The sequence below is a fragment of the Labilibaculum sp. genome (assembly GCF_041595635.1).
Lineage (GTDB): Bacteria > Bacteroidota > Bacteroidia > Bacteroidales > Marinifilaceae > Labilibaculum.
Genome location: NZ_JBFHJW010000052.1, coordinates 16,875 through 29,383, shown reverse-complemented (window position 1 = coordinate 29,383; position 12,509 = coordinate 16,875). Strand labels below are relative to the sequence as shown.

At 35.2% G+C, this 12,509-nt stretch carries 11 protein-coding genes and 2 tRNA genes; all 13 read right to left on the bottom strand.

Features of this window, described 5'->3' with window-relative positions:
* Nucleotides 1–1,194 (bottom strand): hypothetical protein (locus ABYT26_RS13540; protein WP_372754772.1); only part of this gene is annotated, 1,194 nt, incomplete at its 3' end.
* Between the two features lie 161 nt (nucleotides 1,195–1,355).
* Nucleotides 1,356–2,657 (bottom strand): DEAD/DEAH box helicase, encoded by a 1,302-nt coding sequence (locus ABYT26_RS13535; protein WP_372754770.1) that lies wholly within the window; start codon nucleotides 2,655–2,657, stop codon nucleotides 1,356–1,358.
* Between the two features lie 153 nt (nucleotides 2,658–2,810).
* Nucleotides 2,811–3,044, bottom strand: coding sequence for a hypothetical protein (locus ABYT26_RS13530; RefSeq protein ID WP_372754768.1), 234 nt, complete (start codon nucleotides 3,042–3,044; stop codon nucleotides 2,811–2,813).
* A gap of 139 nt (nucleotides 3,045–3,183) precedes the next feature.
* Nucleotides 3,184–3,888: a type 1 glutamine amidotransferase domain-containing protein gene (locus tag ABYT26_RS13525; protein WP_372754766.1), complete on the bottom strand. Its 705-nt coding sequence runs from the start codon at nucleotides 3,886–3,888 to the stop codon at nucleotides 3,184–3,186.
* 31 nt (nucleotides 3,889–3,919) lie between these two features.
* The gene (locus ABYT26_RS13520) at nucleotides 3,920–4,918 is read right to left on the bottom strand and encodes an NADP-dependent oxidoreductase (protein WP_372754764.1); all 999 of its coding nucleotides are present in this window, start codon (nucleotides 4,916–4,918) and stop codon (nucleotides 3,920–3,922) included.
* Nucleotides 4,919–4,982: 64 nt separating this feature from the next.
* Complete coding sequence (locus tag ABYT26_RS13515; RefSeq protein WP_372754762.1) at nucleotides 4,983–5,645, bottom strand: NAD(P)H-binding protein; 663 nt, start codon at nucleotides 5,643–5,645, stop codon at nucleotides 4,983–4,985.
* A 7-nt stretch (nucleotides 5,646–5,652) separates the two neighbouring features.
* A complete protein-coding gene (locus ABYT26_RS13510; RefSeq protein ID WP_372754760.1) occupies nucleotides 5,653–6,231 on the bottom strand; it encodes a TetR/AcrR family transcriptional regulator in 579 nt (192 codons plus the stop codon).
* A 15-nt stretch (nucleotides 6,232–6,246) separates the two neighbouring features.
* Complete coding sequence (locus ABYT26_RS13505) at nucleotides 6,247–6,630, bottom strand: DoxX family membrane protein (protein ID WP_372754758.1); 384 nt, start codon at nucleotides 6,628–6,630, stop codon at nucleotides 6,247–6,249.
* A 201-nt stretch (nucleotides 6,631–6,831) separates the two neighbouring features.
* Nucleotides 6,832–7,788, bottom strand: a complete 957-nt coding sequence (locus ABYT26_RS13500; protein WP_372754756.1) for a calcium/sodium antiporter — start codon at nucleotides 7,786–7,788, stop codon at nucleotides 6,832–6,834.
* Nucleotides 7,789–8,012: 224 nt separating this feature from the next.
* The gene (locus ABYT26_RS13495) at nucleotides 8,013–8,810 is read right to left on the bottom strand and encodes an EFR1 family ferrodoxin (protein ID WP_372754754.1); all 798 of its coding nucleotides are present in this window, start codon (nucleotides 8,808–8,810) and stop codon (nucleotides 8,013–8,015) included.
* 245 nt (nucleotides 8,811–9,055) lie between these two features.
* A complete protein-coding gene (locus ABYT26_RS13490; protein WP_372754752.1) occupies nucleotides 9,056–11,530 on the bottom strand; it encodes a TonB-dependent receptor domain-containing protein in 2,475 nt (824 codons plus the stop codon).
* A gap of 606 nt (nucleotides 11,531–12,136) precedes the next feature.
* Nucleotides 12,137–12,209, bottom strand: a tRNA-Gly gene (locus ABYT26_RS13485).
* A 54-nt stretch (nucleotides 12,210–12,263) separates the two neighbouring features.
* Nucleotides 12,264–12,336 (bottom strand) — tRNA-Gly (locus ABYT26_RS13480).
* Nucleotides 12,337–12,509: the final 173 nt, after the last annotated feature.

Here is a 12,509-nt window from a genome sequence, read left to right as displayed (position 1 = left end):
GATCAAACGGCCTACTCTTTTCATATCTTCAGAACCATCCATTCGATTATCCTGAAGAAACTGGTGCACATTATTTTCATAGATTTCAATCACTTTCAGGTCTACCGATTTTAAGCTCACCGCTTCGAATGGCAAAATTAAACCTTGCGATGAAGGAGAAATAATCCCTTTTCCCAACAAGCGCACCGCAGGTTTTATATCCTCGAAAGTAAGCTCTATCGTTTTACTTTCTTCAAGAGTATAATCCTTAACATTTCGAATTCCTTCCTCAAATCGAATCGATTTTGTTCCAGACAAGCGATAAGTTGGATAAGCCCTTATTTCGTTGCCATCTACAATAAATTTTGGATCAGATTCACCATCAATCCGAATTAATCCTTGCAAATTTTGATCTTTTTTTAGTGGATCGGAAAAACGAATCGAAACGTATTGCTCCGGTTGTTGAATAACCTTAGCACTCATCATCTTAAACACATTCAAAGCAGGTATTTCCACCTTCTTTTCACCTTTTTCGTCCACACCAATCTCATGGCCATCCCACTTCAATTTCAATTCCCCTTTATCCTCTTCGCGTTTTAAGCTATCCACCACAAAATGATGCTGTTTTCCATCCGCCGAATGCATCCACTCAATGGATTTTTCCTGAGAATTAAGAGTCGCATGCAGTACCAATTCAATTTCATCATCAACAATTACATCGGCAGTAGTAATGTAGCCATTGTATTGCTGATAAAGCATATCGGTTTTATCGTAGGATTGTAAACCCTCTGCTGTTAGTATAAAACTTTGCGTGATGGTTTGAAAACTGAATTTCAAATTGGCGTATTTCTCAGGAACATCCATCAATTTAGACAACCGAACAGTTGCCTGATATTCCGTTCCCGATTTCATTCCTGATTCAGAACGAAATTCAATGCAACGAGCATCTTTCCAATAGGCTTTTCCTTTAACTGATGGTGATAAACTAACAATTCCTTCTTCCAGCTCCTGACCTGGTTCTATATTTAGTTCATAATCATTTACCAAACGAATTTGAATGACCGATTTAATAGAAACAACACCCGAAGTAAATGAAGAAATATATTGTCCAAAACCAGGGTCAACTTTCTGTTTTATATGTTTTTTATCGGAACAGGAACATATCGCTAGGATCAATATTGACAGCGAAATCAGAAGGTGAAAATTTTTTCTCATTTTGTATGATGTGGATTAATTAAGACAGCATAATATTAGCCATAAGTATCGATTTATCAAAACCAAAACAAATCATAATCTAATTAATAATTCCGCAAATTCAGACCAAAAAAAACCGAAGAGAAAATCCCTTCGGTTGTATAATATTGCTAACAATTCGTCTATTCTGAGTTCCTTGCTGGTCTCTTTTTAAAATTCGACTTTCTTCTTCTCCAATCCTTATTTCCTGAATTCGAGGACCTCGAAGAATTGGATGATCTTGAAGATCTAGACTGTTGTCTTTGTCTCTGAGGCTTAGTCTCTTCCACAGCATTATCCTCTACACCACCAGGAAGGAATGGGTGTTCGTTCACCACATGAATATCCTGTCTGATTAGCTTCTGAATATCTTTTAGATATGGTTTTTCTTCTGTATCACAAAATGAGATGGCATTACCACTTGCATTAGCACGCCCTGTTCTTCCGATTCGATGAACGTAGGTTTCTGGAATGTTCGGTAAATCGAAATTCACTACCAAAGACAATTCCGATACATCAATACCTCTAGCTGCAATATCGGTTGCAACAAGTACTTTAGTGCTGCCACTTTTAAAATTATTCAACGCAAGTTGTCTTGCATTCTGTGATTTGTTTCCGTGAATCGCTTCAGCCTGAATACCTGCCTTAATCAAACCTTTCACTACTTTGTCAGCACCATGTTTTGTTCTGGTAAACACCAAAGTCGATTCTAATTCTTCCAATTTAAGCAGAAAAATCAGCAATTTTGGTTTTGCTTTTTTGCTCACATAAAAAAGAGATTGTCCAACTTTCTCGGCAGTAGTTTGTTCTGGTTTTATTGTTACTTTATCAGGATTACCTAAAATTTTACCTGCCAAACTTACAATGCTTGACGGCATAGTTGCAGAAAAAAACAATGATTGTCTTCTCTTTGGCAACATATCAATAATTTTTCGAATGTCGTGGATAAATCCCATATCAAGCATTTGATCTGCCTCATCCAAAACAAAATACTTAATGTCTCTTAACGAAACATAACCTTGTCCTATCAAATCCAACAATCTTCCTGGAGTTGCCACCAAAACATCAACTCCTGCGTTTAATGCCTTTGTTTGTGCGCCCTGTTTTACGCCACCAAAAATTACTGTATTTTTAATTCCAGCATACTTTCCATATTCTGAGAAATTATCTTTAATCTGTATTGCCAGCTCACGAGTTGGTGTAACTACCAAGGCTTTTATCTTGCGACGCCCTTTCTCAGGCTTTGTATCTTGGTATATATGCTGTAAAATTGGAATTGCGAATGCGGCCGTTTTACCTGTTCCCGTCTGTGCACATCCTAGTAAATCTCTTCTGCGAAGTAAAATGGGTATTGATTTTTCCTGAATTGGAGTGGGATGTGTATAACCTTTTTCCCCAATCGCTTTCAGAATGGGTTCTATAATCTCTAATTTGTCAAATGTCATAAATGTACTTAAAATTGAGCAACAAAGGTAGTCTAATAGTTTGGATTAACACCAAATAGTTCAACTTTACTGATTATCAGGAAAAACAACATGAATTTCTAAAGAAATAAGAATGTTTTCTCCATTATTAGAATCGAATTAGTACTACCTTTTTTACTGATTCGTTGAAGAAGAATCTTTCTTTTTGATGTGAATCAATTCCATTTTTCGGATTCGCGCACGAACAGCTCCTTTTGTTCGCTTCAGTTTAATAGCCATTTCACCAACCGGCACACCATCAAAAAACAAGTTAATCAGCTCATCATCATCTTTTCTGCTCCAATCTTTGTAGGCCTCTTTATTTTCCTTTTTTATCTTTCTGATCTTTTCAAAGTCCTCTTGATCCATGGCTATTCTTCTTTTAATGCAATTATAGTATTACTAGCAGCAAAGGTAAGCAGAAGTATTCATTTCGAACAAAAAGAGCCAAAGAATGACACGAAATCATTCCATGGCTCAGGGATAATTATTGAAATCGAAATTCTTTTTATTTCTCCTGAAGCTTTTTTAGCAACATTTGAGCCACAAGAGCCGATGATGCAGGATTTTGACCTGTTATCAAATTTCCGTCCTCAACAGCGTAAGCAGTCCAGTTATCTCCTCGACTGTAAATTCCGCCGTTCGCTTTTAGCATATCTTCAACCAAAAATGGAACTACTTTTGTCAACTGCACAGCTTCCTCTTCCTCATTACTAAAGCCAGTCACCTTTTTTCCTTTTACAAGGGATTCTCCAAACGTATCTTTCACATTTTTCAGTGCTGCAGGAGCATGACAAACAAAAGCAATTGGTTTTTTTGCTTCATTAAAATCTTGAATCAATTTTGCAGAAGTCGCATCCTCAGCCAAATCCCAAAGAGGACCATGACCACCTGGATAGAAAACTGCATCGTAATCTTCAAAATTAACATCTGCCAGAGCTAAAGTATTCGCAATTTTTTTCTGTACTGCCTTGTCTTTATTAAAACGCTTAGTATCTTCAGTAGCATTCTGAGGCAAGTTAGATGTTGGATCGATTGGTGCACCACCACCCTTAGGCGTAGCAAGAGTAACCTCCACTCCCTGATCAATTAATGTGTAATACGGATTGGCAAATTCTTCCACCCAAAATCCTGTTTTGTGCCCTGTATCTCCCATTTGAGAATGAGAAGTTAGCACAAATAATATTTTTAAAACTCCTGTAGTTAACGACATATCTATTTTATCTTATTTGTATTTAATTTTCTTAAGCTTCTATTTCCACTATCATTTTCCCCTTATTCTTACCTTCAAAAAGGTTGATAAAAGCTTGTGGAACATTATCAAATCCTTTCACAATGGTTTCTGTAGAGATGATTTTTCCTTCCTGCACATATTTTGCCAACTGAGGAATGGCAACTCCAAATTTCTCAGTGTAATTGGAAACAATAAAGCCTTGCATCAGTGCCGAATTTTTAATCAAAATAGGTTGTACTCTTGGTCCCATCGGTACACTAGTTGCGTTATACATCGAAATAGCTCCACAAACAATGATCCTTGCAAAGCGATTCACATTCATCATAACAGCATCGGAAATTTCACCACCTACATTATCAAAATAAACATCCACTCCTTCAGGACAACACTCAGCAATTGCCTGAGTCATGTTCGTGGTAGTTTTATAGTTAATTCCGGCATCAAAACCATATTTTGATTTTAGTTCCTCTACCTTTTCATCGCTACCAGCGATACCGACTACACGACACCCCTTAATTTTTGCAATTTGACCAACAACACTGCCTACTGCACCAGCTGCACCCGAAACCACAACTGTTTCGCCTGCTTTCGGCTTTCCTATTTCGGTAAGTCCCAAGTAAGCAGTTAAACCTGTCATTCCTAAGACTCCTAAATATACCGACAAAGAAACATGACTTCCGTCCACTTTCATAAGACCTTCACCTTTGGATGTTTGAAACTCTTTCCATTCCATCATTCCCGAAACATGATCGCCCTTACTAAAACCATTAAGTTTCGATTCTACAACTTCCGCAATCATGCCAGAACTCATGACTTTATTCAATTCGAAAGGTGCAACGTACGATTTACCTTCCATCATTCTGCCTCGCAGGTAAGGATCAACAGAAATATAATTCGCTTTCAAAAGAATTTCGCCATCAGCGAGAGTTGGTTTTTCTTTGTTCACAAATTTAAAATCTGATAATTTTGGTATTCCAACTGGTCTACTATTTAATTGTATTGTTTTCATCTATCTAATTGTTAATTTTATTAATGAATATTCATTCTCTTTGGGAGATAAAAATAAGGACTTCTTAATTAGAAGTACCCAATTCCTGTATCTCATCAGATTCGACAACTATATAATTTGGTTTAGATTGGGCTAAAAAGTGCATGCAGGAAGCAATTATTTCAGCTTCAATGGCTCGATATTTTTTCAAACTTCCAAATAATAAAGGATCCAAAATTTTCATCATAGCAGCTGCAATTCGCTCTCCTACCCTGTATTCTCTTCTTTTCCCATCAATCAGTGATGGTCTAAGAATATAGGTATTCATAATTTTTTGTCTTTCAACAAATAACTCCATTTCACCTTTTGTACGATTATAGAAAATCCTACTCTCAGCATTAGCACCAAGTGCTGAAATCACTATAAAAGTTTCAATTTTATTTGCTTTGCACAGTTTCGCTGCAGCAACAGGAATCCCAAAATCAATCTTCTTATAAACAGCTTTGTCTTTTGTTTTATTTGCTGTTGTTCCAATGCAACAGAACACCTCATCGGCAGTAAAATCGCTTATGTGTTTATGTAATTGAAGCAGATCTACAACATATTCCACTATCTTAGCATGCTGTATGCCCAAAGCTCTTCGTGTAAAAATCTTCACTTGTTCATAAGTACTGTCCTCCAGAAGTTGTTTCAGTAATAGCTTACCGGTTAAACCACTGGCACCTAATAAAATTGCAGTTTTTCCCATATCTAAATTATTTTCTAATACTATCCCAAGCCGCCTGAAAAGCCTGGTCTAAACTTTGTTGATTCAATTGATAAAGATCTCTTTTTTGAAAATTCAATAGCAGAGCTAATGGATTGATTGCATAAGCATACAAAATATAAGGAGAAACATCTTTTATGATTCCTTCCTTTTGACCACGAACCCACAAATCGAGCAAAGGCTGCAAATGTTTCAGTCCTTCTTGTCTGCTCTGCTCATCAATCATGATTGTATTATCGCACTGAGACAAAAACCAAGCCTCATCAGCCTGCTTTAATTTATAATCTGCAATATTGTACCAGATTAATTCAAAAGCTTTTTTTACGGGCATGTCTTCAGAAAAAGCTTTGAATGCATTCTTGGTATATGACATTTTTAATTCCAGATACAACTGATTAATCAGATCCTGTTTGTTCTCAAAATAAATGTAAATAGTTGCAGGTGAAACCTTGGCCATCTTCGCAATTTTTGACATTGGCGCATCGTGAAATCCATTATCATTAACCAAATCTAAGGTTGCTTTTAACAATGCATTTCGTTTCTCCTTACTTTTTTCTCTTACTGCCATACTAAATTAATATTTCTACGATTTCCTTGCTAAAACATGTTGAATTTTCCAGGCTATTGCCATAAAAAGAAACTGAACAGGTAAGCGAATCAATGCCGCCTTATGAGTTCCAATTGCGGGAACATCTGCAAATACATCTATTATATGAATGGGCAAAAACAGAACCATTAAAATGAAAATTCCCCATGCGGCAATTCGTGCGAATCTATTTACAACAAGCAGCACAGCCAAGACTATCTCAACCAAACCTGACAAGTAAATAATTGCCATGGGAAAGGGTAAAAAAGAAGGAACAAAAGGAAGGTAAAAATCAGCTTTTAAAAAATGTTGCAAACCTCCCATAAACATAAAAATTGCAAATAAAACTCTTACTCCTAACCAAATTGTTCTTGAACTCATTTTCATCCTATCTAATCTATTCTTGTATCTTTTTTTAATTTCAACAGAACGAATATAGATATAATTAATCACAAAATGAATGAATGTTCACTTTTTAACTTTATTTCACAAACAGCAAAGATTCTTGAAAGGAATTGAATTTTGGAAATTTCATATTTACTTACCACTAAAAGATCTTATTCACATATCATGCTGCAGTATTTACAACTCTTTCCCAACTAAATAAACTGAGTAAGCCAAATAACTACCTAAGAGAAGTGCCGCTTCCCATCTATCCAACTTCTTCTTTCTTCCTGTAAACATGGCAATAAATAAAAATATTGTGCCTCCAGCTAAAATATAAATATCAATATTAAATAAGGAATTGAATTCTATAGGTTTAACAAATGAACTCACGGATATAATTAACAAAATATTGAAGATATTTGAGCCAATAATATTTCCAATTGCAATGTCATTATTCTTACGCAAAACAGCTACAACTGAGGTTACCAATTCAGGTAAAGATGTTCCGGCCGCAACAATCGTTAAACCTATTATTTTTTCACTTACACCCATACGTGAAGCTACCTCAACAGCATTATCAACCACGAATTTACCTCCCAAAATCAAACCCAACAAACCCAAAATAATAAGACTCCATATTTTAAGAGTTGACATCGGTATTATGGCAATTTCAGACACTGTATCTTCTGTTTTCAACTGTCGATAAACATAAAACAAAAAAAAACCAAACATCACTAATAATACAAGTCCATCAAATCGTGTTAGTATAGAACTTTCCTGAAAAAAGAAACTATTACTAAGTAGGTATAGAATTAGAACAGCAAACAAAGAGAGGGGAATCTCTTTCCAAACAGTATTCGACTGCACAATTATTGGAGAAATAAGTCCTACAATTCCAAGAATAATGAATAGGTTAAAATTATTACTTCCTATTACATTGCCAAAAACAATGTCGGAATACCCGTGGAAGGAAGCAAACGAATTCACCACCAATTCTGGCGCGGAGGTACCAAAAGCAACTATTGTGAGGCCAATGGCAATATTAGAAATGTTATTTTTTTTAGCAAAAGCAGACGATCCGCTAACCATCCAGTCAGCGCCCTTAATCAACAAAACAAAACCTACTCCTATTAAAATAATTGGAACTAGCATAGCTGAAAAATGAAATATAACTTTTTTGAATTGACTTTATTCTAAAACGAAGATATTGTTTATTCAGATACTAAAAACACCAAGACAGGAATTTTTACACCTTTCAAATAAGTCAAAACAGCTACAAATATTTCTACCCTAAAACCATGCTATTTACAGAAGAACATTCCAAATTTTGGAAAAAAAACTCCCCTATTTACATATCAACTACTACGGAATTTATTTTAAATGAAAAATTCAGGTTCTCTGCGTTCCGAACAATTTGTGAAGAGTCTCTCTCTTATGCCATCAATCAACTGATTGTTAAAAACCCGGGCATTCGCAGGGCAAGCTTTAATACAAGCACAACAACGAATACACGATTCAACATTAGTTTCAACCGTATCGTTCACTGCAATAACATCTACAGGACACACATCGGCGCAAACACCACACAAATCACAGTGCTCCTCCTCTGTTATTGGAGCAATATCAGGCATTTTCCCTTTTGCTTTATAGGGAACATTTCCAGGAACCTCACAAACTTGAAAACCGTTTGCTTCCCCATCTTGTATTTTCAACAGTAGCTCTTCTGCAAATTGTTTAGCTTTTAGCAAATCTGCCTCATCCGGACGATTAATTGCTATTGGCTTGCTTTCTATCGAAAAGGAATGCTCTCCAATAAATGCAGCTGCTGCAAAAGGTGTAAATCCTATTTCAAGTACCGCATCTTTTAGTTCAAGTAAAGCATCATCAAAATGTCTATTCCCATAAACTGCAAGCAATACAACAGGTGTATCTTTCACTTCGAATTTCTTTAAGTGTTCCAAAGCAAGATCCGGCACTCGTCCACCATATACAGGAATAGCTATAATTGAAAGCTCGTTCTCAATTTTAAAATTTCCGGATGATGCAAAAGATAATGGAGTTATATCGAACTCGTTAATTTGCTGAATACTCAACTCTTGACCAATAGCTTTCACTATTTTCTTACTTGTTCCTGTTGGGGAAAAATAGATTAAATTTACTGATGATAGATTCATACTTCTCTTGATTTTGATACAAAGATATAAACTGTAGTGAAGTATTTCAGTTTTACAGAACATAAAAATAGCTAAGGTTATAATAGTAAGCTTTTTGGCATAAAAATATTGATGCAACAATCTGAAAACACAAGCTAAGGTATTTTGAATTATTAGCAGCAAGATGCATCCATATCACCACATAAAAAAAAACCTCAATTCAGAATAGAATCAAAGGATTTTATATTAACTGATTATTTTTTTATTTACATAAAACCACCACTCCCCTGCGTTTCATGTCTGTCTCTTTGTTTTCTTTGTTTGGCTTTGTTTTTACCACTACCAAATCGGTACGAAAAACCGAGATATGCGGTTCTGCTTTCCCAATGGAATTCACCAGACTGATTGTAAGGAACTTTCGAATCAAATTTAAATTTCATTCCCTCAAAAATATCATTTACTCTAAAACTTAAAGTTCCTTTTCCTTTTAAAACACTATAACTTGCTCCTGCATTAATCATCCACATTGGATCCACCTCGAATTGAAGATTTTTTCCTCCTCCTCTATACATAGCGAACAATTGAAACCTTAGCTTTTGAGTTGCTGTAAAACTATTCGAAACTCTAACGTTAAATGAACTATTGGTAATTTCAAGGTTTTCGCCATTCGACACCCCAGTTTCTTTCTGTACATACAAATCGGAACTAGCATTCATCGACCACCATTTAATAAATCTGTAATTAGCAGATAACTCTAATCCGTAACGATTGTTACTATCAGTATTGTAATAGGACATTTCTACCTTTTCAATATCCAGTGGATCTTTATTCAATACCCTCGAAATATTATCAGTTACTCGCCTGTAAAATGCCCCAAAAGTTAGAGAACCCTTCTCCATGCCTTTTGTATAATTAAACTCTAAAGAGTTCGTGAATTGTGGATCTAGATTAGGGTTTCCAAAAGAACTAACCAGGGGTGTACTCCATTCTCTAATAGGGTTAACTTGCCTGATAGAAGGTCTGTCAACTCTGCGGCTAAAGCTCAATTGAAATTGATTTTTCTCACTTGGTGTAAATGTAAAAAATACCGATGGATAAACAGTAAATCGACTATCTGTATACGTAGCATTCTCGCTTCCTTTGGTAAACTCTCCATCAACCTCGTATTGTTCAATTCGTGCACCTAATTGCATCGAGAGATGATTGATTTTATGATTTAAATTTACATAGCCCGAATAAATACTTCTATCGTAACTAAATGCAGAGTTGGGTTTTAACTCTGTTTCATACCAATCTCCATCAGGAATTTTATTCCCCATATCATCGTACACAAAGTCATGCTGATTGGTGATTTTCGAGTTCTCAGTATCGTTTACCCTAAGCTCCAAGCCTAATTCTAGTTTTGTATTTTCCGAAATCGGATTCGTATAATCTAAATTGAAAAGACTATTGGTATAATCATTTTCAATATTATCAATATAGTTAGAGGTTAAATCATACAAATTAAGCAATTGTTTGCTATAAGCATCCTCTGGAGCATCGCTTTTACTATAGGTAGCTTCAAATTCTAGATTATGACCTTTTTTTTCAAAATCGATTTTATAATTCACATTATAAGTTCCTGTTGTATTTCTCGATTCCGTTGTGGCTAGTGTTTCACTATCCAGAATATTGCCTCTATAAATTTTGGTTGATCCATCGGTTTCACCATTAAAAAAATTTTGAGTGGTGTAAAACGATAACGTATTTTTCTCGTTCAAAAAAATATCTGCCCCAAATTTCACTAAATGAGAACTGTTATCACTATTAAATACAAATTCCTGAAGAATATCATCATCAAGAATTGCTTCACCAGATTCATCAAAAGCACTCCTTAACACATCGCCATTATTGTTTCTTTTCCCACCGTTTGCCCCATAGTTTAGGAAAAAGTTCACAGCACCAGTTTTGTAATTCAAATCCAAAGATCCATTTAAACGTGTATTTTCTCCTCGAGTTATCCCTAAATTTACATTTCCATTAAAGCCAACATTTGCATTTTTATTTAGTACGATATTAATTATTCCACTCATTCCTTCGGGGTTGTATTTTGCAGACGGATTAGTAATCAACTCGATACTTTTTATGGAAGTAGAAGGAATCTGCTGTAACAATTGAGAGGCACTCATATTAGTAGGTTTCCCATCAACCAGAATTCTAACATTCTCATTTCCACGCAAACTAACAGTCCCTGTTTGGCTATCGACACTTACCGACTGCACATTATTCAACACCTCGGAAGCAGTAGCTCCTGCAGCAGTTAAATCTTTTCCTACATTAACTACTTTTCTATCAATCTTTTGTGTCACCGTTGATAATTCAGCCCTTACCATTACCTCACCAAGTAATTCCGCATCCTCTTCGAGGCGAATCGTTCCCAATTTATAAGAAGAAATTTTAGATGAAAATTCAAGTTTCTTAATAAACGGTTTGTACCCCATATATTGAATTTCGACAGTATTTATGCCTACAGGTATTTTCCGAATACTAAACTTTCCTTCATTATCGGTAATTCCACCTGTTAGTATTTTATTATTGATATCCCGTATTACCACATTTACATAGGGCAAAGGTTCCTTGGTCTTAAAATCAACAATAACACCAGTTAATGAACCATTTTTTTCTACTATCGGCATATCCATTTCTGCAAAAACGGCCAAACTACACAACATCAAAATGGCTATAAATAGTCTTTCTTTCATCGTTTACTTTTTTTTAGGCTTAAGCAATAAAAATGAATAGATTTTAAAATTAAAGCTTGTAAATCATTCTCCCAGTGCTATTTGGGTAACTCATAAACTAACTACATCGTTCAATTACTTTCTGTACACATTCTGCTCTATCACTATCCCAGATAATGCTATCAAATACACGAACTTGATTTTTAAGATACAACAAAAAAACAAACCCACCATTCCCCGTTCAATACCCTACAAGTGGTTTTCGGTCTAGTATTCAAGAATAAAATCTTGTTAGTATAACAACAGCTTTGGGAATTTGTTTTGAATTAAGCAGAAAAGTTGAGGACTAAATCTTAAATTATCATTTCCACCTAAGAAAATTAAGCAAGAATAACTACTGTGCAAGAAAACTAAAAACAATTGGTTCGATTATTTTACCGGAAGGTCTTTTAAATTATTTCAGTATTGTAAAGTTTATTTTGGATGACCAAAAGACTAAAGTTCATCAAAAAAATTTATACGAAAAAATTAAACCACATAACTTTTCGGCTTGAAACTAGAGCAGAGATAACAGGCAAAAAAACATAAAAAAAACCATTTCAAATAAATGAAACAGCTTTTTTTTCGAGCGAGAAACGAGACTCGAACTCGCGACCCCGACCTTGGCAAGGTCGTGCTCTACCAACTGAGCTATTCTCGCATTTTCCTTTTACCAAACTCAATTACCAACCAAAGGATAAATTAGTAATTTATGAGCGAGAAACGAGACTCGAACTCGCGACCCCAACCTTGGCAAGGTTGTGCTCTACCAACTGAGCTATTCTCGCAATAAAATCAAAAGCTTACTTTTCACTTCTGCGATGCAAATATAGATATTCCAACGATTCCTACAAGAGAATCTCGTGAAAAAATATCAGAAAAAAGTAGCAAACCAGCCTAAAAAACTGAGTATTTGGAGAAAAGAAAAGAGGAAATCATTTAAAATAATTTCCTCTTTATA